Source organism: Terrimonas ferruginea DSM 30193, assembly GCF_000425585.1.
GTDB classification, from domain to species: domain Bacteria; phylum Bacteroidota; class Bacteroidia; order Chitinophagales; family Chitinophagaceae; genus Terrimonas; species Terrimonas ferruginea.
Genome location: NZ_KE384402.1, coordinates 62663 through 87347, shown reverse-complemented (window position 1 = coordinate 87347; position 24685 = coordinate 62663). Strand labels below are relative to the sequence as shown.

Annotated in this window: 20 protein-coding genes; 8 read left to right on the top strand and 12 right to left on the bottom strand. The window is 49.2% G+C overall.

The features are described 5' to 3' along the window. Positions 1-9: 9 nt before the first annotated feature. The 5 genes from tsaD to mnmA form a co-directional block, all read right to left on the bottom strand. Positions 10-1050 carry a tRNA (adenosine(37)-N6)-threonylcarbamoyltransferase complex transferase subunit TsaD gene (tsaD, locus tag H608_RS0119500; RefSeq protein ID WP_028789159.1) on the bottom strand — a complete coding sequence of 347 codons (1041 nt, stop codon included), beginning with the start codon at positions 1048-1050 and terminating at the stop codon, positions 10-12. A gap of 94 nt (positions 1051-1144) precedes the next feature. Further along, a complete protein-coding gene (locus H608_RS0119495; RefSeq protein WP_028789158.1) occupies positions 1145-2401 on the bottom strand; it encodes an ABC transporter permease in 1257 nt (418 codons plus the stop codon). Positions 2402-2467: 66 nt separating this feature from the next. After that, positions 2468-4474 (bottom strand): S8 family peptidase, encoded by a 2007-nt coding sequence (locus H608_RS23100; RefSeq protein ID WP_051268514.1) that lies wholly within the window; start codon positions 4472-4474, stop codon positions 2468-2470. 11 nt (positions 4475-4485) lie between these two features. Next, positions 4486-5244: a hypothetical protein gene (locus H608_RS23095; protein WP_038009211.1), complete on the bottom strand. Its 759-nt coding sequence runs from the start codon at positions 5242-5244 to the stop codon at positions 4486-4488. 120 nt (positions 5245-5364) lie between these two features. Continuing rightward, a complete protein-coding gene (mnmA, locus tag H608_RS0119475) occupies positions 5365-6474 on the bottom strand; it encodes a tRNA 2-thiouridine(34) synthase MnmA (RefSeq protein ID WP_028789155.1) in 1110 nt (369 codons plus the stop codon). Between the two features lie 291 nt (positions 6475-6765). On the opposite strand from mnmA, the gene H608_RS0119470 reads away from it, so the two are divergent. From H608_RS0119470 to H608_RS23910, 5 genes are all read left to right on the top strand, one after another. After that, positions 6766-7206 carry a single-stranded DNA-binding protein gene (locus tag H608_RS0119470; protein ID WP_028789154.1) on the top strand — a complete coding sequence of 147 codons (441 nt, stop codon included), beginning with the start codon at positions 6766-6768 and terminating at the stop codon, positions 7204-7206. 527 nt (positions 7207-7733) lie between these two features. Further along, positions 7734-8825 carry an Ldh family oxidoreductase gene (locus H608_RS0119465; RefSeq protein WP_028789153.1) on the top strand — a complete coding sequence of 364 codons (1092 nt, stop codon included), beginning with the start codon at positions 7734-7736 and terminating at the stop codon, positions 8823-8825. Between the two features lie 109 nt (positions 8826-8934). Then, on the top strand, positions 8935-10257 hold the full coding sequence (locus tag H608_RS0119460; protein WP_028789152.1) for an aspartate kinase: 1323 nt from the start codon (positions 8935-8937) through the stop codon (positions 10255-10257). Between the two features lie 79 nt (positions 10258-10336). Continuing rightward, positions 10337-11002, top strand: a complete 666-nt coding sequence (locus tag H608_RS0119455; protein WP_028789151.1) for an alpha/beta fold hydrolase — start codon at positions 10337-10339, stop codon at positions 11000-11002. Continuing rightward, positions 11002-12282: a carboxypeptidase-like regulatory domain-containing protein gene (locus H608_RS23910; protein WP_162142908.1), complete on the top strand. Its 1281-nt coding sequence runs from the start codon at positions 11002-11004 to the stop codon at positions 12280-12282. Before H608_RS0119455 ends, H608_RS23910 begins: the two co-directional genes overlap by 1 nt. A 214-nt stretch (positions 12283-12496) precedes the next feature. On the opposite strand, the gene H608_RS0119445 is transcribed toward H608_RS23910, so the two are convergent. Together H608_RS0119445 and queA are read right to left on the bottom strand one after the other, a co-directional pair. Further along, positions 12497-12952, bottom strand: coding sequence for a TonB-dependent receptor plug domain-containing protein (locus H608_RS0119445; RefSeq protein WP_028789149.1), 456 nt, complete (start codon positions 12950-12952; stop codon positions 12497-12499). 131 nt (positions 12953-13083) lie between these two features. Next, positions 13084-14133 (bottom strand): tRNA preQ1(34) S-adenosylmethionine ribosyltransferase-isomerase QueA, encoded by a 1050-nt coding sequence (gene queA, locus H608_RS0119440; RefSeq protein WP_028789148.1) that lies wholly within the window; start codon positions 14131-14133, stop codon positions 13084-13086. Positions 14134-14485: 352 nt separating this feature from the next. Here queA and H608_RS0119430 point away from each other — a divergent pair, with 352 nt between their 5' ends. Next, on the top strand, positions 14486-18325 hold the full coding sequence (locus H608_RS0119430) for a TraB/GumN family protein (protein WP_162142907.1): 3840 nt from the start codon (positions 14486-14488) through the stop codon (positions 18323-18325). Positions 18326-18327: 2 nt separating this feature from the next. Here H608_RS0119430 and H608_RS0119425 read toward each other — a convergent pair whose 3' ends face one another. The 3 genes from H608_RS0119425 to H608_RS0119415 are packed head-to-tail and all read right to left on the bottom strand — an operon-like array spanning position 18328 to position 21231. Then, positions 18328-20034 carry an ABC transporter ATP-binding protein gene (locus H608_RS0119425; protein WP_028789145.1) on the bottom strand — a complete coding sequence of 569 codons (1707 nt, stop codon included), beginning with the start codon at positions 20032-20034 and terminating at the stop codon, positions 18328-18330. Between the two features lie 7 nt (positions 20035-20041). Then, complete coding sequence (locus H608_RS0119420) at positions 20042-20434, bottom strand: hypothetical protein (protein ID WP_028789144.1); 393 nt, start codon at positions 20432-20434, stop codon at positions 20042-20044. A gap of 26 nt (positions 20435-20460) precedes the next feature. Then, entirely contained in the window at positions 20461-21231 is a 771-nt protein-coding gene (locus H608_RS0119415) for an AMP nucleosidase (protein WP_028789143.1), read from the bottom strand. A 47-nt stretch (positions 21232-21278) separates the two neighbouring features. On the opposite strand from H608_RS0119415, the gene H608_RS0119410 reads away from it, so the two are divergent. Then, positions 21279-21719: a type I restriction enzyme HsdR N-terminal domain-containing protein gene (locus tag H608_RS0119410; protein ID WP_028789142.1), complete on the top strand. Its 441-nt coding sequence runs from the start codon at positions 21279-21281 to the stop codon at positions 21717-21719. A 123-nt stretch (positions 21720-21842) separates the two neighbouring features. On the opposite strand, the gene H608_RS0119405 is transcribed toward H608_RS0119410, so the two are convergent. Both H608_RS0119405 and H608_RS0119400 read right to left on the bottom strand, forming a co-directional pair. Then, positions 21843-22730 (bottom strand): 3-hydroxyacyl-CoA dehydrogenase family protein, encoded by an 888-nt coding sequence (locus H608_RS0119405; protein WP_028789141.1) that lies wholly within the window; start codon positions 22728-22730, stop codon positions 21843-21845. Positions 22731-22817: 87 nt separating this feature from the next. Next, positions 22818-23456: a carboxypeptidase-like regulatory domain-containing protein gene (locus H608_RS0119400; RefSeq protein ID WP_028789140.1), complete on the bottom strand. Its 639-nt coding sequence runs from the start codon at positions 23454-23456 to the stop codon at positions 22818-22820. Between the two features lie 137 nt (positions 23457-23593). Between H608_RS0119400 and H608_RS23085 the strand changes: the two genes are divergently transcribed. Beyond that, complete coding sequence (locus H608_RS23085) at positions 23594-24661, top strand: Mrp/NBP35 family ATP-binding protein (protein ID WP_038009242.1); 1068 nt, start codon at positions 23594-23596, stop codon at positions 24659-24661. Positions 24662-24685: the final 24 nt, after the last annotated feature.

The following is a 24685-nucleotide window of genomic DNA, read 5'->3' as shown; positions in this document are numbered from 1 at the left end:
TTTGAATTACTACTCCCATTCCGCTCTGGCGGATGCGGCTACTGAAAGGTCGGCGAATTGCCCGGCCTGGTATTTATAATAACCGGTAATAGCGATCATGGCCGCATTGTCGGTGCAATATTCGAACGGCGGGATATACGTTTTCCAACCCAGTTTATCGCCTGTTTCCTTTAATGCCTGGCGCAGTCCGCTGTTAGCTGAAACACCACCGGCAATGCATACTTCGCGGATACCTGTTTCTTCAACAGCTTTTTTCATTTTATTTAATAAAATACTGATGATGCGGTGTTGTATCGATGCACAAAGATCGGCCAGGTTGTTTTGAATAAAAGCGGTGCGCTCTTCATCCGTAGCTTTGAATTCCTCTTTATAAAGCAGGCTGGTGCCGGCATTGCGAAGAAAATAAAGTATGGATGTCTTCAATCCGCTGAAGCTGAAGTTAAGCCCGGGAATGCGGGGTTCAGGAAAGCTGAACCGTTCCGGATTTCCTTCGCGGGCATATTTGTCAACAAGTGGTCCGCCGGGGTAGGGCAGCCCTAACAGTTTGGCTGATTTATCAAAAGCTTCCCCTGCCGCATCGTCGATCGTTTCTCCGATGACCTGCATATCGAGTGGGGAATTGCAACGCACAATTTGTGTGTGGCCCCCGCTCACGGTAAGGCAAAGAAAAGGGAAAGAAGGTCTTTCTTCCGGTATTAGGTTGGCCAGTACATGCGCCTGCATGTGATGTACGGGTATCAGGGGAATGTTCAAGGACAAAGCCAGTGATTTGGCAAACTGTGCGCCCACCAGTAACGATCCGATCAATCCGGGTGCCTGCGTAAAAGCGACGGCATCGAGTTGCGTGGGTGTGCAGCCGGCCTTCTCCAGCGCCTGGTGTACCACGGGCACAATATGTTGCATGTGCGCGCGGGATGCCAGTTCGGGTACCACGCCGCCGTACATTTCGTGCACTTTTTGTGTAGCGATGAAATTGGAAAGTATTTTACCGTCGGCACAAACGGCCGCGGCAGTCTCGTCACACGAAGATTCTATAGCCAGGAGATACATGAGGCAAAGGTACTAATTTGATGATTTGAAAATTTGAGAGTGTGTTAATGAAAAGCCATTGCCAAATCTTCAAATTTTCAAATCATCAAATTAACTACTTGCTCCGTATCGCCACTACCGGGTCCATGCGGGCGGCTTGTGAGGCAGGAATAATGCCGGCAACGATGCCAACAGTAACACAGATCACGAATGTCCAGATCATGTTATCGACAGAAATGAAAACGGGGAAATCGAGCGCCCGTGAAAGTATCTGTGCTAACACAAATACAAGGGTAAGTCCGATAAGGCCGCCGATGATACAGAGAAAGGCAGATTCCAGCAGGAACTCGGTAAGGATGATGCCTTTTTTTGCGCCGATCGCTTTTTTCAAACCGATCTGTGAAGTGCGTTCCCGTACCGTCACAAACATAATATTGGCAACGCCAAACAAACCAACGATCAGGCTGATGCCACCGATAATGGCACCGCCGATATTGAGGCCAACAAAGGCCTCGCTTACGCTTTGGCTGAGATCATTAATGTCGTTCAAAGCGAAGTCTGCTTCCTGTGTAGGGCTTAACTTATGAATAGCACGCATAGCGCCGGTGAGTTCATCTTTCAATGCCCTGCTTGGAACATTGTCTTTGCCCTGCACCAGAATAACGGGATCAGCTTTTAATTCGTTCATGATGTTGCGTGCAAAACGATAAGGGATGATGACACTCTGGTCAAAATCCCATCCACCGATCATCTGTTTACCTTGCTTCTTTATTACACCTGCTACCAGTAATTTTTTACCACGAATGGTTACCTCACGGCCCACCGCATAATCAGTAGCGCCCAATAATTTTTCTGCCACATCATGACCTAATACCACCACGGCACTCCCGTAATTGAATTCAGGATCGGAGAGATAGCGCCCCCAGGGAATTTCCAGTGGCTGGATATTTTCGAAATCATCGCTGACGCCGTAGATATTGATGTTGTTCAGCAGTGTGCCGCGGTATTCAACATTATCTGTCACCTGGATGCGGAAGGCAACATATTTTGCGTAGGAGGTCCTGTTTTTGATCTGCTGGATTTCGCCGTACTTCGGAACCGGCCGGTTCACAAATTTCCACCAGGGATAATCGGGGCCGCCACCTGCGGTGTAATCCCATTTATCTACATAAATAGTATTGGAACCAAGCGAATTGATTTCATTCTGAATATTCTGTTGCAGGCTGTTAACGGTGGCCAATACGCCAATGATGCAGAAGATGCCGATGGTAATGCCGAAAAGCGACAGGAAGGTACGCAGCTTGTTTTTCCAAAGCTCCTGGAGCGCCATGCGAAGACTGCTGGCCACGATCTCAAAGCTGCGCCTGATCATGTAACGAAATTACCGTTTGCTGCGGGAGCGCCGAAAACAAATTTTGCCGGAGGTCGTTGAGGCGGATTACCGGAAAAGAAACTTCGTTTTGCCGATAACGGTATGCTTATCTGCTACGCGAATGATATAAGCACCGCGGGCAAGCGCACCGGAAGGTAGATTGAATATGGCACGGCCTGTTCCTTTGCTCAGTTGCCATTGTGCCATCTGGCGCCCTTTAAGGTCAAATAAAACAACATTGAGTTGGGAAATGGCACCGGGAGTTTCGACTACCAGGTCTATATGATCACCGGTGGCGGGATTGGGCTGAACGAGGATGCGTATATCCGTTACTTCCGGATCCGGATTGACAGGTATGCATGATTGTGTCAGTGTTGCGGTGGCAGTATCGATGTACACGGCAGTAAACCCTGCCGCACTGGTATCGATGATCTGGCGGATCCGGTAACTGATAACGGCGCCTGACTGTTGCTGGTTAATTGTTTCCTGGAATTGATAAGTGTGATTGGCCAATACGGTGCCTGCTTCGGGTTGCCGTTCTGCTATTTTGGTAAACGAATTTTCTCCGGGCAATTTGCGTTCGATCTCGTATTTCATTGCATTCACATCCTTGCTGCGCCAGTTAAGTGTGGCAGCGCAATTGCTGAAGCTCAGATCGGAACTTGCATAATCTGTAACCAATGAACCGAAAGCCTGTTTCAGATTGGGAATGCCGTAACCTGTGCGGTCATCCGGCGTAGCGAAGCGATGACCGGATTTGCGGAGCGCGTTCACGATTTTCATGTTGTTGAATTCGGGAAAGCCCTGCCAGAGACAGGTGCCCATACCGGCCATATTCGGCGCGGCGAAGGAGGTGCCATTTCCAACCCCGACTGTATTTGATGTGGTCTGGATCATTGCCTGCCAACCAACGGATGCAACATCGGGTTTCACGCGGCCGTCGGCAGCAGGACCATAGCTCGAACTTGGCCAGACTGCACTGTTAGCGTTAACGGCGCCTACGGCAATAACGCTGTCGCCATCTGCGGGGGTGGCGATATAATGCCAGGAGTTGGTGCCTTCGTTGCCTGCCGAATTGAATACCAGCAGGCCTTTGCGTACTGCAGCGGCGGCGCCTTTCACGATAATTGAATTGCGGCCGTTCATATCTGCATACGTATAATTGAATTGCGCGCGGTCGAAATCATAATAACCAAGAGAAGAGGAGATCACATCAGCGCCTACACTGTCTGCACGCTCTGCTGCACAAACCCAGTTGAACTCTTCGATCGGATATTCGGAAGCAGCATCTTCGGTGCGGTACAGGTGAAAAGAAGCTTTTGGCGCTTTGCCGATAAATTGGCCGGGGATGTTGGCCGCAATAGTAGACAGACATTGCATGCCATGCACATGATCTTCCACCACACTGATTTCGCGGGCAACAAAATCCCAGGTGCTTAAAACCTGCCCATTGATCCGGATGCTGTCGAAGGCTTTTAAGGAAGTATAATTGAGGAAGCCTGCATCCAGCATGGCGATCTGCATGCCCTGGCCTCTCAGGCCGATGTTGTGCAGGAACTCACCATTATGAAGATGTATCTCGTTAAAAGAACCTGTCCCGTAGTCAAAATAATCTGCCTGCACGCCCTGCGCGCCGAACTCGCGGCCGGCAACGGGTGTGTAAAGCTGAACAGTTTCATTGCGGTCGACCTGTCTCAATTGCTGCCTGGCGGCAATGCCCGAAACTGACTGTACAAAACTGAAACTTTGTATAGTAGTGATAGCGGCGGCATCTGTGGTTTGTATGGTTATCTGGTTCAGCCAGCGGGAGGCATTCAGCACTGTTACGTTGCTTACGCTGCGGATTTGTGTAAGATAAGCCGGCGTAACAGGAAGATCGGCGCTGTCGATGGCAATGCCATAACGCTGGCGTCTCGCAATTGCTCTCGGCGAAAGATATTGGGATGGATTGGCCAGCGTAAAAGGAGCGTTACCTTTATTTTTTAGTTGAATGGTATAACGGGTAAGCTGTGCTTTGCCGGCAGTACTGAAAAGCAACAAGAACAGCGGGCATAGCAGGAATCTGATCTTCATAATGAAGCAGGTTAGTTGTGATCGATCATCCACATTGTAACGCCAAAGCCTGTGTAAGTAGGGTTGGCCGAACTGGAATTGTTCTGGTATTCCCAGAGATGATATTCTTTATAAACCAATCCGATATCGCGGGAATAGCGTTCAACGGAACGTTCTTTCGAAGCAATGCTGTAATTGGGTTGGATCGGAAGGTTATGACTTTCGTTGATCTGTTCAACGCTCAGCACATCGGTATAAGTACGATTATCGTAGCTGAAGTCCTGGAACGTGTCGTAATAGAAATCCCAGTTTTTCATATCGTCGTCGACGCTGAAAGAATAATAACCACCATAAGGATTGGTGGGGAGATAGCGGTTGCCTTTCCAACTGAAACCTTCGCGGAGCGGCACGTGCAGTTTGATCACGCGCTGGTTGTCGTCAGTGATTTCTGTCTGATCACTGAGTGAGGTTACCATGAAAGACCCGTTGGGTGTCCAGGGTTGCGTTCCGTTTTTGTCCCGGATATAGCGGTATACGCGGTAGGAAGGGCGGCCAAGGTTATCGTTGATCTGTGCGTCGACGACGTGTTTTACCTGGTAGCTGCGGATTTCCACGTCGCGGTTGAGATTGGTAAAAACGGTAGAGTCGAGGCGGTAAACGATATAACGTCCTGGTTCCAATGGAAGATATTCGCTCATAGCGGGTGCGGTAAAATCTTCGTCCTTATTGGAACAGGCACTGAATCCAATGGTCAGGAGCAGCGCGAAGGCGGCGATAAGGGTTTGCAGCATTCTGCGGGAGGCTGAATTTGTCACGGATCGAACTTTTTTAATAAGACAACCGGAAGGACCAATTTGTGGCCTGCCGCGATAAAACTACAAACAAAAACCCGTACGTGGAAGCGATGGCGCTCAGATGGTTCTGCGGCCTGCATGAATGTGTCCGCCTGCGATCACGTCGTCGCCTTCGTAGAAAACGGCGCTTTGTCCGGGTGCAATGCCCTTGGCAGCTTCGTAAAAGCGTACGTTGACGGTATTGTTTTCCCCTGGATAAAGGTTGGAAAGGCCGCCTTTGTCTTTATAGCGGATTTTGGTAACAGCCTCCATACCAGGTGTTATGGTGTCGTATTTGATCAGGTTGAGTTTGCCAACGGTCATTTCGTCCTGTTCGAGATCGGCCTCATCGCCGAGTACGACGGTATTGGTATCGGGATCGATACGGGTTACGAAAACGGGGCGGCCGAGCGCGATATCCAGGCCTTTGCGTTGCCCGATGGTATAAAACGGGTATCCCTTGTGTTGTCCCAGGATTTTGCCGGTTTTATCAACAAAATTGCCACCGTTTACGCGGTCTTCGAGTCCGTCAACACGGCGTTTCAGGAAACCGCGGTAATCGTTATCGGGTACGAAACAAATTTCGTAGCTCTCGCTTTTTTTGGCGAGTTCAGGATAGCCATAATCCAGCGCCATTTGGCGAATCTCCGTTTTCTGGTAGGGGCCAAGTGGCAGGAGGGTGCGGCTGAGGAGATCCTGTTGCAGGCCCCAGAGAACATAGCTTTGATCTTTGGTATCGTCAACGGCTTTGCTGATAACAAAGCGGCCGTTGTCGTGCTGGCGGATCTTGGCGTAATGCCCTGTGGCGATGAAGTCGCAACCGAGGGCGTCGGCTCTCTTGAGGAGCGCGCGCCATTTGATATGGGTGTTGCAGAGAACGCAGGGGTTGGGAGTGCGGCCGGCCATATATTCATCTACGAAATTTTCCACGACAAAGCCACCGAATTCCTCACGGATATCGAAAATATAATGGGCAAAGCCGTGCTCCACTGCGGCCTGTCTGGCGTCGTTGAAGCTGTCGACGTTGCAGCAGCCGGTTTCCTTTTTGCCGCCGCCGCTGCCGGTATAATCCCAGGTTTTCATGGTGATGCCGACTACTTCATAGCCCTGGTCGTTGAGCATGAGTGCGGTGACGGTGCTATCGATACCGCCGCTCATGGCTACCAGTACTTTTCCCTTTCTGCTCATGGTTGAAAAATTTGCAAGCCGCAAAGATACGATGAAAAAGGGGATGTAGGGAAACGGAAGTTTAAGGGTTGATAAGGAATGTAATGCAAGAAAAATACTCGATTCCGAACGTTTTTTACCCTTGGAAACGGCCTCCCTGATGTGCGATATTGCACTAAGAAACGGCGGTTGGCCACTGTATCTGCTGATCTCTGTCGTGGAAGGTGGCTTGTAAGCAGAATATAAGTACTAACTTGCCGTTTCTTTTTTAGTTTAGCAATATAATAACACGACACTAAAATACTGAGTACTATGATTAAGTTACAGATTATCGGAAATCTCGGAAGAGACTGCGTGGTAAACACGGTTAATGGTAAGAATGTGATCAATTTTACCGTAGCGCATACGGAGAAATATAAAGATGGCCAGGGCAATAACCAGGAACGTACGACCTGGGTAGACTGTGCCTGGTGGACGGATAGAACGGCGGTAGCGCAGTACCTGACCAAGGGCAAGCAGGTATATGCGGAAGGACAGCCGGAAGTGCGCACGTTCACGAAGAACGACGGAACGAACGGTGCATCGCTGACTATGCGTGTAAGAGAAGTGCAATTGTTGGGTGGTCGTGCTGAAGGTGGTCCGGCTCCTTCATCCGGAGGCTATAACAGTGGTGGTAATCAGACCGCAGCTTCAGGTGCCGGTGCCATGTCGGCGAATGATGTGACAGAGCCGATGGATGATCTTCCATTCTGATAAGGCAACGTAAAATATAAGATAGTAATAGAACGGCCCCTTCCTCCGTGAGGGGCTTTTCTATGTCCGGAAGTGAAGAAGCGGAAAACAGAAAAACCGGGTGATTGGACAAAGGCTGCGTATGCTGACTGTGATCGGGGCGGAGATCAGGGTTAGGGAAAGCAGGAGGGTGGGACGGTTTTTCTGAAAATAGCTCCCGTTATGATAAGACCGGCAGACGTGCCGGCGACGACGAAGAAGGGGATGTAAATCCTTGGGGGCATAAAGGGGTATGGGGGACAACTGGGGAAACACTGGTAAAGGGGATACGCTTTTACTGATGATCCGGTTGAATGAGAAAATGAAGGATTTGAGAAAATCCAGGGAAATGTCGTGCCCGCAACTCAAAAAATCCATCTGCTCCCGGCTATTGTTGCGGCGAATCGAATCGGTGCCGCGGCAACCAAAGCCGGCAGCTATTCACAGCCCGCATCTCGTTCCCTGCCAGCGGCTCTCACCGTTTCTTACCTTCCGCTTATATTTGCGGCATGCCTGAACAAGTTTTCGCCTACGATCAGTTACTTGCCTTTACCAAAAACGTTTTCCATAATATCGGATGCCCGCCGCAGCAAGCCGACACCGCCGCCCGCGTTCTACTGTCCGCCGATATGCGCGGCGTCGATTCCCACGGCGTTGCCCGCCTGAGCGGATACGTAAGATTATGGGAAGTGAAACGGGTAAACGCAATTCCCGATATCAAGATCATTCACGAGTCTCCTTCCACAGCAGTCGTCGACGGCGACAGCGGACTCGGACTCGTCGTAGCGCCGTATGCCATGAACGTCGCTATTGAAAAAGCGAAACAGGCAGGCACCGGCTGGGTAAGCGTGCAAAACAGCAATCATTTCGGTATAGCCGCCTGCCACGCCATGATGGCACTCGACAACGACATGATCGGTATCGCCATGACCAATGCAAGTCCACTAGTAGCACCAACCTTTTCGATAGACAAAATGCTTGGGACTAACCCGATCTGTGTGGCAGTGCCCGCCGGCACCGAACCGCCCTTTGTTGCCGATCTCGCTACCACCACCGCAGCAAACGGTAAACTCGAAATATTGCAACGCAAAAGTCAACCCACACCGTCCGGATGGGTACAGGATAAGGATGGGCAACCTTCAACCGATCCGCATATCCTGAAACAAGGCGGTGCATTACTCCCGCTCGGCGGCGATCGCGAACACGGAAGCCATAAAGGATATGCATTGGGGGCTGTCGTTGATATTTTCTCTGCTTTGTTAAGCGGCGCCAACTATGCACCGTGGGTGCCTCCGTTCCCCGCATACGTTCCCATGCCGTCACAACAACCCGGCAAAGGCATCGGCCACTTTTTCGGTGCCATGCGCATCGACGCCTTCCGCACAGCAGATGATTTCAAGGAACATATGGATAACTGGATCAAGGGTTTCAGAAACGCCCGTACCTCCGATCCTTCCCTTAATGTACTCATCCCCGGCGACCCCGAACGTGAAATGGAAACATACCGCGGCCAACACGGTATTCCGTTATTGCAATCCGTTGTCGACGATCTGGATAAACTTGCAGGCAATATGGGACTTGATCGCCTGAGCAATTCATAAATACTTACGCTCGTGTGGTATAGAAAAAGGTTGTGGCAGAAAATGCTGCATCCTTATCTTTGCAACCACATTTTTTTATTCCAGTTAAAATCAAGGGAGGGGGGAACAAATGAAAGTAATGAAGTTTGGTGGCACCAGTGTGGGCAGACCTGAACGCATGCACCATATCGCATCGCTGGTGACCAAAGAAACAGAACCAACTATCGTCGTGTTGTCTGCACTATCCGGCACTACCAACGCACTGGTGGAAATCGGAAACAATATCGCCCGCGGTGACCGGGAGGGTGCTCGTGAAACGATCGCTAAACTCGAAGCACACTATCGCTCTTTTGTAAGCGAACTCGTAAAGTCGGATGAAGCTGTTGCAAAAGCGCAACAGATCATCGATGATCATTTCGAATTCCTTACCATTATCCTGCGCATCTCCTTCAGCGAAGCGCTTAGTAAAGACATTCTCGCACAAGGCGAACTGCTTTCTACCAAACTTTTCTCCGTTTATCTCGCAGAGCAGGGGATTCCCCACACGCTGCTTCCTGCGCTGGAGTTCATGACCATCGACAGTTACGATGAACCCCAGATCGGTAGCATCAAAGTCAAACTGAGCCAGCAACTGGAACAACATAAAGACAAAAAACTTTTCATCACGCAAGGATATATCTGCCGCAATGCGAAGGGAGAAGTAGACAATCTTAAACGCGGAGGCAGTGACTACTCCGCATCACTGATCGCCGCGGCCATCAATGCTTCTGCCTGTGAGATATGGACAGATATCGATGGGATGCACAACAACGATCCGCGTATTGTGAAAAAGACAGTGCCCGTTGAGCAACTCAGTTTTGAAGAAGCAGCCGAACTGGCTTATTTCGGGGCAAAAATTTTGCACCCCGCATCTATCTGGCCGGCACAGCAGTACAGCATTCCCGTGAAACTGCTCAATACCATGCAGCCCGATGCAAAAGGCACATTAATTACCGCCAATGCAGCCAGCGTAGGTGTAAAAGCCGTTGCCGCGAAAGATAATATCATCGCTATTCGCATCAAGAGCAGCCGGATGTTGCTGGCTTATGGTTTCCTGCGGAAAATTTTTGAAGTATTTGAAAAGTACCGCACACCCATCGATATGATCACCACATCGGAAGTAGCGGTTTCCGTTACCATCGACAGCTCAGCCTTCCTGAAAGATATCATCAAAGAACTCGAACCTTTCGGATCAGTAGAGGTCGACGAAGGACAATCGATCATTTCCGTGGTGGGGAATGAAATTTCTCAAACATCCGATATCATTAAACGGCTTTTTGGTTCCATCCTCAACATCCCGATCCGTATGGTGTCTTACGGCGGAAGCCCGCACAATATTTCATTGCTGGTACCCGCAGCACAAAAAGACCAGATACTGCAACAGTTGAATAAGGGGATGTTCGGACTTGAATGAGTGAGCCAATAAGTCAATAAGTGAATAAGTCAATAAGTCAATCGGTGAATCGTGTTACTTAAGACTTACAACTCAATAAATGTCGAATATTATTTACTGCATAAGTGGGTTAGGGGCCGATGAAAAAATTTTCTCACGCCTTGAACTTAGCGGGTATCAACTCGCACATATTCCGTGGCTGAAACCCCAAAGCCGCGAATCCCTGGAAGACTATGCAGCTCGCATGAAACAGGTCATCAGCGATCCTTCACCCGTCCTCATGGGCGTATCTTTTGGCGGAATGATGGCCATCGAAATTTCCAGGCAGCTACCTGATTGCCGCCTGGTGCTTGTTTCCAGCGTTAAAACAAGACCCGAACTTCCCCTGTGGATGCGTGTATCGGGCAGTCTGCGCCTGAACAGGCTGATGCCATTGGGTTCCTGGACCAAATCCAGTCTCGCTGAAAAGATGAACAACGGCCGTCTGGGCGTTTCTTCAGCTGAAGAAGCTGCCTTGGCCAGAGATTATAGAAAAAAAGCTGATCCGGCTTATGTAAATTGGGCTATCGATCGCATCGTTAATTGGCGATCCGGTAATTTGCCGCCTCACAGGTTCCTTCATGTCCATGGAGATGCCGATAAAATTTTTCCTGTCAACAGGATAAAGAACGCGGAAATATTACCGGGAGCGACACACATGATGATCTATAACCGGGCCGCCGAAGTATCGGCATTGATACAAGGATGGCTCCAAACCAACTGCTGATGCGAATTATTTTGCTGATGATTGCCTGCTCGGTCCTGCACTTCTTGGCCGGTGCCCAGCCTGTTATTAAAGGACATGTTGTCAATGCTGAAACCGGCGTTCCCGTACCCGGAAGCAGTGTGTTCATATCCAATACCGCCAGGGGAACGGTAAGCTCCGGTGACGGTTCTTTTTATCTCGATAACATTCCCGAAAGCTCCCAACTCCAACTCGTTATCTCCTCCATCGGATACCATACCAGAGTTTATAATGTCAATAGCAACCAGCTGCCGATGGATATCAAAGCTGAATTGTTGCCGAAAGTGGACGAACTGGATAATGTTACTATCGAAGCATACGAAGCCGAAACCTGGGATAAATGGGGGAAGCTTTTCCTGGAAAACTTCCTCGGATATTCCATCAATGCGCGCTATTGCCGCATCATGAATACAGAAGATATCCGTTTCCGGTATTATAAAAAAACGAAGCGCCTGGAGGCGATCGCCGATAAACCACTGATCATCGAAAACCGGGCATTGGGCTACCGGATCCAATACCAAATGGAACAGTTTGAAGTAAAGTTTGATGAGAAGTCTTCCTTTTTTGCCGGCTACACATTGTTCCAGGAACTGAATACCAAACCAAAAAACCGGTGGATCAATGCCCGCGAAAAAGCGTATTTCGGCTCAATGAAACATTTCCTGCAGGCATTGTATAACAACAACCTGGAGGAAGCAGGTTTCCAGGTACGCCGGATGAAAAGAATACCTAATAAAGAGAAAGAACGCGTGAGAGCGATGTGGCGTAAAGGGGCTATAACCGGTAATATATTCGAAGGAGCGACGGTAAAAATAACAACCCCTAAACAAAGCGCGGGCACATCCGATACGCTTCAAACCAATGATGTTAATCATCCTGATTCGTTGGCCTATTATCGCATTGTACTAAGACAGAATGATTTTGTAGATGAATATGAGCGGCACTCACTCACCGCGGATAGTTTAATCCTGTCAAACACACCTCCACACAAAACCTTCTGGTTTCCCGACTACCTCGAAGTCACTTATAAGTACGGACTCGAGTCACAGGCTTACCTGGATTTTTATCGCGAAACGAGAAATCCTTATTATCAACGGTCGCTTATTTTCCTGGCTGATAAAAAATCTGCCATGTCCTTCGATCGCCGCGGTAATTACTGGCCTGTACAGAATATTTATACCAGCGCCTGGTGGGGATTCATGGAAAGAATCTGCAATATGCTGCCTATAGAATACGTTCCCGAATCGAAAAACGCGAAGTGAGCATTTAAAGCGTAAGGAATAAGGTATAAGATAGAAGTTAAACAGCCGTTATAAGCGGTGCACTCAGCTTATCGAAGTGTTTTAAGTAATAAGTCAAACAGCGTAGCTCCCGAACGCGCCTCCTAAAGCCCTCGAATTGCACGAATCAGCCCCACAACTGCGGGATGTTTATTCACGATTGACGATTCACCATTGACGATTGACGATTCACCATTCACTCCTCGCTATCCGAGTTAATCGTATAAATCGCTACCGCCCCACCGGTAGCCGAACCCGCGCCACCGGCAAACGGCCCGCGAATCACTTTGATCATCGCTACATCCGTAATCGGAATACCGGTAAGCATACCCGGATTTATCGGAATCTCATTTAAAAATATAGAAGCCCTGTTACCACGTATGTAGGGCACCCGTAGAAAGTCTTCTCCCTTCCTGAGCGTCAGATTCGGCACCCGGCCTTCCAGGAAATCCAGGATATTCATAAACCCCTGACTGCCTGCCGACACTTTCGGATCCATCATGTCGAAAAAAGTTCCGTCTGCACTGGCGAATAAGCCACGGCAATAGGCCCGGTTCAGTTCTTCATTTCTGGTAAGCGCCCGCTCCTGTTTCTGTGCTTCAGCAGCCAGGAACAGACCGCAGGCCATCACAATGAGTAACGCTCTTTTCATGTGTTGACATTTAGTATGAATTTACAAAATTTTGTCTTAGCAGGGTGTTAAACCCCAACACAGGATGCGCCGGTAACAGCTTTTACACAACCAGGCAAAAAAAGCCCGTTTCTAAGAAACGGGCTTGATAATCAGATAACCAGGAGGGCATCGCCATAACTGAAGAAGCGATACTTGTCCTTGATTGCTTTTTTATAAGCTTCCATGGCCAGCTCATAACCTGCAAATGCACAGGTCATGATCAGCAGGCTCGTCTTAGGCAGGTGAAAATTCGTTACCAGTGAATCCGCAATGTTGAATTCGTAAGGCGGATGAATGAACATGTTGGTCCATCCTTCAGAAGGCTTCAACAGCTTCTGCGCCGTAAACGAGGACTCCATTGCACGCATCGTGGTTGTACCGATAGAACAGATACGGTGACCATATTCTTTCGCGCGGTTAACGATCTTGCAGGACGCCTCATCAATGCGGTAATATTCCGCGTCCATTTTATGCTTGCTCAGGTCTTCCACTTCAATAGGACGGAATGTACCCAAACCTGTATGCAGTGTTACTTCTGCAAAACGCACACCTTTGATCTCAAGACGCTTGATCAGCTCGCGGCTGAAGTGCAGACCGGCAGTAGGAGCCGCTACCGCACCTTCGTGCTTCGCATATACAGTCTGGTAGCGTTCTTTATCTTCTTCATCGGGTTTGCGCTTAATGTATTTGGGCAGGGGAGTTTCACCCAGTTTTTCCAGTTGCGCACGGAACTCTTCCTCACTGCCGTCCCACAGGAAACGGATGGTACGTCCACGGCTGGTGGTGTTGTCGATCACTTCTGCTACCAGGTCTTCCTGGTCGCCGAAATAAAGCTTGTTGCCAACGCGGATCTTACGGGCCGGGTCAACAATTACATCCCACAGGCGGTTCGGCTTGTTCAGCTCGCGCAGCAGGAACACTTCGATCTTAGCACCTGTTTTTTCCTTACGGCCATACATGCGCGCGGGAAACACTTTGGTGTTGTTTACCACAAATACATCCTTGTCGTCGAAATAATCGAGGATATCCCGGAAGTGCTTGTTTTCGATCTGGCCGGTATGACGGTGAACAACCATCATACGGGCGTCCTCGCGTTTTTTAGCCGGGTTTTGCGCAATAAGGTTTAAAGGAAGGTCAAAACGAAATTGTGAAAGCTTCATGCGTTAATAAGTGTATTTAGGTGTCTGACGACGCAGACCGGCGCAGGCAGGGAATGGACTTCACAATGACCGCTACCCAATGGTAGCCGGAACAGAAAGGCAATCCCCGGTCTTACGGCACCGGGCCTTGTCTGAGTATACCGTTAACACGGTATACCGAAAGTGTGCAAAGTTACTAAATTTAGTTACTAAAGCAGCCAGTTTTTTTCCGGTAACATTTTTGCTCTCAATTTGTTGATTATTAAAGAACCGTAGTAAACGGCCAGTCAGCCCGATGCCCCATGCCCTGGCTTTTTTTATGTCTTTTTTCTCAAAACGCATCTTACTTTTACGATCTACCAAAAGCCTCCGTATGTATTTGAAGCGAGCCTTGTTTTGTCTGTTGTTGTCTGTTATTGGTACCCTTGGTTTTTCTCAAACAGTTAAGCCCGATAAATATCCCAGCCTCCTCTGGGAGATCAGCGGTAACGGAATGAAAAAAACATCCTACCTCTTTGGCACGATGCACGTCAGCAGCAAACTGGCTTTCAATCTTTCCGACTCTTTTTATCTCGGCATCCGTAATGCCGATGTAGTGGCCCTCGAAACCAATCCCGAATCCTGGCAGGAAGACATGAGCCGCTACGATCTCAGTCAGTCCGATTATCTCGGTATGATGGGAGGCAGCGGCGGCGGCGGCTTCAATGATTATCTCCGCCAGAGCTCACTCAGTTTTGAGAAGTACGAGAAGTCTATTCAACAGATACTTTCCAGTTCACCGTCCGTCATCAATAACCTGCTCTACCGTTCCTACGGCGATCGCTCCAGCGATTTCGAAGAGGATACTTATCTCGATATGCACATCTACCAGTGCGGTAAGAAATGGGGAAAAAGAGTAGCCGGCGTGGAGTCCTACGCCGAAAGCATGCGCCTCATGATGGAAGCTTATAAAGATGCTGCGAAAGAAAAAAATAACCGCAAATCGCGCAGCTACGATTACGATGACGCTTTCTCTTCCGGTAAACTCCAGGACGCCTACAGAAGCGGCAACCTTGATCTCCTCGATACCATCAATAAAGTCAACAGCCAGTCCGAAGCATTCGACGAAAAGTTCCTGTACCGCCGCAACGAGATTCAGGCCGATAATATCGATTCCATTTTGCGTACCAACGCTTCATTGTTTGTAGGTGTCGGCGCAGCGCATCTTCCCGGTCAGCGCGGTGTTATCGAACTGCTCCGCCGCAAAGGGTATACACTCCGGCCCGTTAAGATGGGCGCACGCAACAGCGACTTTAAAGCCAGCGTGGAAAAGATCCGCGTACCTGTTACTTTCTCTGCACAGTTTGCACCCGACAGTTTCTATCGCGTGGACGTACCCGGTAAGTTATACGAAGCCGAGACCAGCCGCGGAGACAACTTCCGTCAGTTCGCCGATATGGCCAATGGCAGTTACTATGTGGTTACGCGCGTTCCTTATAGCCCGTGGCTTTGGGGTCATTCTTTGGAAACCGTACAGCAGAAGATCGACAGCATGCTGTATGAAAATATTCCCGGTCGCATTCTCGAACGTTCCTCCGGCCGCCTCAATGGTTACCGCCATATCGATGTCACCAACAAAACACGCCGCGGCGATGTACAACGCTACCGTATTTTCATTACACCTTTTGAACTGGTGTTCTTCAAAATGAGCGGCAATGCCGATTACGTACAGAAAGGAACGGAAGCCGAGCGTTTCTTCAACAGCATTCAGTTCCGCAACTTCAAACCTGCTAACAATAGCTGGGTGCAGTATACACCACCAACCGGTGGTTTTACCGCTACATTCCCGCATACACCACATGTAAAGGCAAACGATACATGGTTCTTCGATGCGGAAGATTCTGCCACACAAACCAACTACCGCGTTATACGGATGGATATCCATAACCTCAATTTCGCGGAAGAAGACACTTTTGATCTTGGTTTAATGGAAGAAAGCTTTGCCACTTCCAAATTCATCGACAGCCAGGTCAGCCGCAAACAATTCAATTACCAGGGTTACCCCGCACTTGATGTGCAATACCGCGATGTACAGGGCGGCGTACTGAAAACACGCTACCTGATCAAAGGCCCGCATTACTATATGATCCTTGCAAGAGGCAAAAAAGACAATCCGCGCCTGCAGCAATTCCTGGAGTCGTTCCAGATCAAACCATTGTTGTACGCAGCCGCAACGGAACGCGTCGATACCAACCTATACTATCGCGTACAGTCGCCCGTTTTCCCTACACAGAAAAAGGAAAAGCTGGAACTGATCAATGTGTTGAAAAACTATGCACGCGAGGTGGACGAGTCGGAAGAGAATCAATTGGAAGAAGGTATGTCGAGAGTGAACACCATCGCCAGCGACAGCACAGGCGAAAAGATCCTGGTTATTTTTTCCAAAACACAACGTTATTACTATACGCCGGATAGCAGCCGCCTCGAAGATGAATATGATCTGAGCAAAGGACTCGACAGCAACTGGATCGTCCGGTACAAACAACAACAGAAGCTCGCCAATGGCATGAAGTCGATCGAGATACATCTGTCTGATTCCGGCAGCAGCCGCATGTTGCGCCGAAAAGCTTTTATCGGCAATGGTGTTTCTTTTGTACTCGCTGCCGAAACGGATACTTTACAGGCAAGCTCATTTATCCGCAGCTTCTTCGATACATTCACGCCCGCCGATACACTCAAAGGCTTCAACCCTTATGAGAAAAAAGGAAAATATTTCTTCGAAGATTTTTTCAGCGAAGACAGTATCCGCCGCAAACGCGCATTGAAAAAAGTAGACGATGTGAAATTGTTTGAAGAAGATATTCCCAACATCCGCCGCGCAATAGCTGGGCTCAACTGGAAAGACAAAAAGTACCTCGATACCAAAAAATCCTTCATCGGTTCGCTGGGTAATATCCAGGCCAAACCAGCCACGGATTTCCTGGCTGAATTGTACACGGCGGCAGGCGATACACTCGACCTGCAACAGGCAGTGCTCTCGGCCATGGTCGATCAGAAAACAACTTATTCATTTAAAAAATTCAGGGATATCGTCGTAGCCGATCCTCCTGTGTTGATGGCCTCCGCCAACGAAGATTATAGTCCGTACATGAATTATAACATTCGCAGGAATTTGTCTAAATACAGCCGTTTGTCTGACGTATTGGTGAAAAAATACCTGCGGGGCGATGCGGGTTCCTTTCTCAGCGATGTTACCGATTCCATTCAACTCGCCAGAACCATTCTTCCCGATCTGCTGCCCTTGCTGAATCTCGATGATTACGAGAAACCCGTTATGTCGATCCTCCGTGAAATGGTAGACAGCAACCTGGTAAAGGCAAAAGAGTACAAAGAATACATGCCTAAGTTTTTGCTCAAAGCCCGCCAGGAAGTTAAACGCCAGGCTATCCAGGATCAGCAGAAAGCTATCCGCCAGGTAGAACAGGGAAAAGAGGAGGCTGCAATCGAAGAGACCGGCCTCGCCGCACGCGTCAACGTCGATTATGGCAATGAGAAACTTGAATTGTATGCCACCTTGCTGCTGCCTTATTGGGATAAAAATGCGCAAGTGCCCGGGCTCTTCGATCAGATGCTCCGGTCTTCCAACTCACGCGTGCGCTATAACACTTTGCTGCAACTGATCCGCAACAACAAACCTTACCCGGATTCATTGGTGAAAAGGTTTGCAGACGATGAACTGTTCGCTTATGAGTTATACAGAGATCTCCGTGAGATAAAAAAAGAAGCGGCTGTGTTTCCGGCAACATCTTTTAATAAAGTAAAATTAGCCAAGAGCCGGTTGATCATGGACAACAGCTCGGAGCTGCCGGATTCCATCGCCTATATCGACAAACTCCCCATGAAAATCAGTGGCCGCGAAACAGAAGTTTATTTTTTCCGCTACAGAGCCAAGAAAGATGATTTCGGCTGGAAACTGGCGATCGTTGGTCCGATGATCAAAGACAGCCTTCATTTCGATGAATACACGATTCAAAAAGAAACCGACGATTGGGCCGACTTTACGGAGATGACCGCTACTAAGTTGAAGAATGAATCGGAAGAACCGGTAGCCGCACAATTGAAAAAACAATTGCGGAAACTGGAATATTCGCTTCGCAAAAGCGCAGAATTTTTCTACGGACGTTCAGACCTGGACATGGGGTATTTGCGCTCGATGATGCCGGAAGATGATTGAGATTACGAGGCCGGCAAACCTTTGGGAATGGAAGCGATCAGTTGACGCGTATAGGAAGATTGCGGCGAGAGATAAACGTCATCCGCATTGCCGATCTCTTCTATTCTTCCACGGTTCATTACCAGGATCCGGTCGCTGATATAACGCACTACGGAGAGATCATGTGAGATGAAAATCACCGTGAAGCCGTATTCTTTCTTCAGATCGTTGAGCAGGTTCAATACCTGCGCCTGCACGCTCACGTCGAGCGCCGATACGGATTCATCACAAATAATAAAAGAAGGGTTCAATCCAAGCGCACGGGCGATTACGATGCGTTGACGCTGCCCGCCGGAAAATTCATGCGGATAACGGTTGTAATGTTCCGCTTTCAGGTTCACTTTTTCCAGCAGATCGATTACTTTGTCACGACGGTCTTTGTCGCTGCTGCCAATGCCATGCACACGCATAGGTTCGGCAATGGCACTGCCGATCGTTAAGCGCGGATTCAGTGACGAATAGGGGTCCTGGAAAATGATCTGGATATCGCGCCGCATGCTTTGCAGGGATTTACCGGAACGCGCGGTGAGTTCTTCACCATTGTAAAATATTTTGCCGGAAGTAGGTTCTATCAGCCGCAGCAGCGTGCGGCCCAATGTTGTTTTGCCGCAACCACTTTCGCCAACCAACCCGAGCGTTTCTCCCTTGTATACATCGAAACTCACTTCATCCACGGCACGGGTAAACTGCAATGGTTTACCCCAGAATGATTTCTTTATAGGAAACCAAACGGAAAGGTCTTCTACTTTCAGTAATGGTTCTGGTGCAGTTGCTTTTTTTTCGGGTGAATTATCAATGACTATTGGTTGCGGCTGTTTTTCATTTCCCATAAAATCACTCACCACCGGCAATCGTTTACCCCGGGGATGATTCACCGGGCGGCAGGCCAGCAATGCCTGTGTATAAGGATGAGAAGGGGTGGTAAACAATTGGCGCACCGGGCCGCTTTCTACAATTTCTCCGCGATACATCACGGCCGCGCGATCGGCTACTTCCGCCACCACGCCAAGATCGTGCGTAATAAAAATAACGCCCATGCCCGATTCCTGCTGCAATTCCCGGATCAGTTGCAGGATCGTTTTCTGAACGGTCACATCCAGCGCCGTAGTAGGCTCATCGCAGATCAGGAGTGATGGATGACAACACATCGCCATTGCGATCATCACCCGTTGTTTTTGCCCGCCGCTGAGCTGATGCGGAAAACGGTCGTAGATCGCCGCGGGATTCGGAAGTTTCACACGTTCGAACCAGTAAAGTGTTTGCCCGCGTGCTTCCTGTGCGGAAAGATTTTTATGTAAGCGCAAGGCTTCCGCTACCTGCTGCCCGCAGGTATACACAGGGTTGAGCGAGGTCATTGGTTCCTGGAAGATCATGCTGATATGATTGCCGCGCAATTGCTGCATGGCATCGGCAGATTCTTTCAGCAGATCCGTTTGTTTTTCGCCGTCAGGCGAATAAAGTATCTGGCCCTGTTTAAAGAGGGCAGGAGGAGTGGGCAACAAACGAAGAATGGAAAGCGATGTTACGGATTTGCCTGATCCTGATTCACCAACTAATGCGAGGATTTCGCCACGGTTGACCGTCAGCGAAACCTGGCGCAATGCCGGTATTTCTCCCTGCTCACCGGAAAAATGTATGGTCAGATCCTGTATATCGAGCAAGGGCTTCATGCAATGATCAGGGCGTCACAATTTTTATGTTCACCCGCTTTTGCGGAACGGGATAATAAGCCATGCAAACAGCACAATCCTGTTGTTTGGCGGTATCTATTTTAAAGTAAAATTCTTTCGCGCCATCGGTGGCCGCATTGGCTTTGTTAAATCCGCAGGGATTGCCCAGGGCAAATACATTGGTATAGGATTTACCGGTGGTCTCGTCTGTCCAATTGGCCTGGAACAGTGCCGTATCCACTTTTTCATCCAGCACCTTGATGGTAATGTTGGAACAGATGCCCGCTACTTCCACGCGGCCTTTATAAACTTTATCAGGATCGGCCGTCTTTTTTTTACCGCAGCCTTTCTGGCCTGCTGTCAGCGCCAGGGTAGCAGATAACACGAGGAGGAGTTTCATGGTATGTGTTTTTTGAAGTGTTACGATCAAAAACGCAAATGTCGTACCGTAAGCCCGTCGTTAATCAGTTGTTTCAGTGAATCGATGCCGACTTTCAGATGGGTCTCTACGTAACTGCCTGTTACTTTTTTGTCACTTTCTTCTGTTTTCACACCTTCCGGTACCATTGGCTGATCGCTTACCAGCAGCAGTGCGCCGGTAGGTATCTTGTTATAAAAACCTACGGTGAAAATGGTGGCGGTCTCCATGTCGATCGCGTAGGCGCGGATTTGCTGCAGGTATTCTTTGAACTCTGCATCATGTTCCCACACACGGCGGTTGGTGGTATATACGGTTCCTGTCCAGTAGTCTACGGAATAATCGCGGATGGTGGTCGACACGGCTTTCTGCAGGGCGAAGGCCGGCATGGCAGGCACTTCTGCAGGGAAGTAGTCGTTGGAAGTACCTTCACCGCGGATGGCCGCAATAGGCAGAATAAGATCTCCGATCTTGTTGCGTTTTTTCAAACCCCCGCATTTACCTAAAAATAATACGGCGCTGGGCTCGATAGCACTCAGCAGGTCCATGATCGTGGCGGCACCGGGACTACCCATGCCGAAATTGATAATCGTGATATTATCGGCTGTGGCACACTGCATCGGACGGCCTTCTCCAACAACTTCCACACCATTCCATTCGGCAAACATTTTTACATAGTTACTGAAGTTGGTCAGGAGAATATATTTTCCAAAGTTCTCCAACTTCTCGCCCGTATAGCGCGGAAGCCAGTTGTTGACGATCTCTTCTTTTGTCTTCATACTATGAAAATTAAATTCGGCTAATATAATGTTTTATTTTTGGACTAATGATAAAACTGAGCTACCCGGAACCTGATTTTAGCATACGGCACGAGAATGACCGGCCGATGATCTTCGACAGAATCCGCAAGCGCTGGTTGCTGCTGACAGAAGAGGAATGGGTGCGTCAGAATTTTGTCCGTGTACTGATCGAACAACTGCATTATCCTGTTGCCCTGATTGCCCTGGAAAAAGAAATACGCGTAGGTGAACTTCGCAAGCGTTTCGATATCCTGGTGTATGATCAGCAACACCAGCCATGGATGCTGGTCGAGTGCAAGGCACCCGATATTCAACCCGGAGAAAAAGCTTACTACCAGGTTTTACGTTATCATATAACACTTCCTGCTACTTTCCTGGTGATCACTAACGGCACCTCTACCCAGGCCTGGGAAAAATCAAACGGCAGTTTGCAGGAACTGAATGCATTGCCGGCATGGCAGGGATAATTCAAAAGTAACCCTTCGACACGCTCAGGGACCGAAAGTCAAAATTCAAAAAGTCAACCGTATTTAGGCAAGTACAACTATTGACCATTCACTATTGACCATTGACGATTCACCATTCACCATTCACTGATTGCCAAAGCGCGGACTCACCACGAGGTCTTTGCTGCCTGCTGTATATACATAAAATCCTTCTCCTGATTTTACACCCAGTTTCCGTGCCGTCACCATGTTCACCAGCAACGGGCAAGGTGCATACTTCGGATTACCGAATCCGTTGTGCAACACCTGCAGGATAGAAAGACATACATCGAGCCCGATGAAATCGGCCAGTTGCAGCGGCCCCATCGGATGTGCCATGCCAAGCTTCATCACCGTATCGATTTCTTCCACGCCTGCCACACCTTCGTACAGACTGTAAATGGCTTCATTGATCATCGGCATCAGGATGCGGTTGGCAATAAATCCGGGATAGTCGTTTACCACGCAGGGGACTTTGCCGAGTTTTTTGCTAAGCTCCGTAATAGTGGCGGTTACTTTTGCATCGGTGGCGTAACCATTGATGATCTCAACGAGTTTCATCACCGGTACGGGATTCATAAAATGCATACCGATCACCAGTTCGGGACGGGAGGTAACGGCGGCTATTTTGGTAATGGAAATAGAGGAAGTATTAGAAGCGAGAATGCATCCTTCGGGTGCGATCTCATCGAGTTGCTTGAAGATCGATAATTTGATGGCTTCGTTTTCGGTAGCGGCTTCCACTACCAGTTGCGAATGCGAGATGGCGCCGAGACTGCTGTGCGAGCTGATATTCTGCAGCGTCGATTGTTTGATCTCTTCCGTTATGGAACCCTTGCTTACCTGGCGGTCGAGGTTGCGCGTAATGGTGGCGATGGCTTTTTCCAGGGCCGCTTCCGATACGTCGATCAGGTTTACTTTATAACCGTTTTGGGCAAATACGTGCGCAATGCCGTTACCCATGGTGCCGGCGCCAATAACAGAAACGTTCATATGTTCGCAATGTTTTCAGGTGAAAAATAACTGCAACAGCTTCTGCCGCGCAGATGGCGGCAAAAATAAGCATCTCGGCGTAAACGGTTATTTACGTTTGAAATCGCCTCTTTTCCAGGATTGAATGAAGTCGGCCCAGGCAGCCGGGTTGAAGATATTCATCGGTGGTACCTGTCCCTGGTAGCGGGCGCGTTGTGCCACGCGGTTGAACTGCTGGTTGATGGCTTCTGCGCCATCGCCCGGCGTATTGTTCATACGGGCACGGAGAGCGGCGGCATTGGTATTACGTCGCGCAATTTCAATATCATCGTCCGGTACAGGTGTATTGACAAAATCCCTCGCGAATTGCTCGGGGGTAGGCCTTGGTTTGATGATGGTGGCAGGCAGGTAAACGGTATCATTCACCATCAACTGCACCATGCTGTATTGATTGCCCTTTATATTCCGGGGCACTTCAACGAGTTTGGTCTTATAACTTACGTGCGAAAATTCCACCATATCTCCTTTCAATACCACAATCGAGAATACACCATCCGCATTGGTAATGGTGCCACGGTTCTGGCCTTTAACTGAAACGCTTACAGCCGGGATGCCTTCCAGGCTGTCGGCCGTCATGACAACGCCATAAAGCTGGACCACGGAATCACGGACGGTTTCGAATTGGGCTTTGGCAGCAACCGGAAGCAGGAGAGCAGCAGTGAGCAGGTATTGTAAAAGTTTCTTCACAGAGTAAAAATAAGTACAAGTTGTTGAAAAGAGCCAACAAAATAGACGATTGTGTGTTTACCTTTGCAGTCTTATTTCTTTTTTAACATAGGTTTTAATATAGCTGCTTCAGCGGCAATTTTTTAAAGAATACTTACATGGCGGAGATTACCCGGGAACAGATACTCGATGCGCTCAGTAATGTGCAGGATCCCACAGAAGGAAAAGATATCGTATCGCTTAATAAGGTCGGGGATATCGTTGTGGAGAAATATTATATCTCGTTTACCCTCGATTATGCTACCAATGCCGGCACTATAAGGGATGAGGTGAAAATGGCCTGCATCAGCACACTCCGCCGCCTGATTGACAAGAACGTGGTGGTACGGGTTAATTTTTCCGGTAAACCGGCCGCTGCTGCCAAACCATTGCAGGACGCCCCTCCGCGCGTGCTGGGTGGTGTGCGCAACACCATCGCCGTTTTCAGCGGTAAAGGCGGTGTAGGGAAAAGCACGGTGGCCGCCAACCTCGCACTCGCCCTGGCCGAAACAGGTGCCTCCGTCGGATTGATGGACGCCGATATTTATGGTCCCAGCGTTCCCATCATGTTTGGCGTGCGCGGCGAGCGCCCGATGATGAAAGACGTAAACGGGAAAGGAATGATCGTTCCCCTCGAAAAATATGGTATCCGTCTCATGAGCATCGGTTTGCTGGTAGATGAAAAGAATGCCGTGGTATGGCGCGGACCCATGGCCAGCAGTGCTATCAAGCAATTTATCACCGATGTTGACTGGGGCGATCTCGATTACCTCGTGATAGACATGCCGCCCGGTACCGGCGATATTCACCTGACCCTGCTGCAGACCGTTCCCGTAACCGGAGCAGTGATTGTGTCCACCCCGCAGGACGTGGCCCTCGCCGATGCCAAAAAAGGTATCGCAATGTTCGGCCAGGCCCAGCTCAACGTAAAAGTATTGGGACTGGTAGAGAACATGAGCTACTTCACACCTGCCGAGCTTCCGGAAAATAAATATTACATTTTCGGCAAAGAAGGCGGCAAGCGCCTGGCCGACGAATACGATCTTCCCTTCCTCGGGCAGATCCCGCTGGTACAGGGCATCCGCGAAGGTGGCGACCGCGGCCGACCCATTATGATCAGCGAGGATGAAGTGACGAAAGGAGCATTCAGGTCTTTTGCCGGCGAGGTGGTGAAGCAACTGAGTTGAAAATTTGAAGATTTGATAATGCGT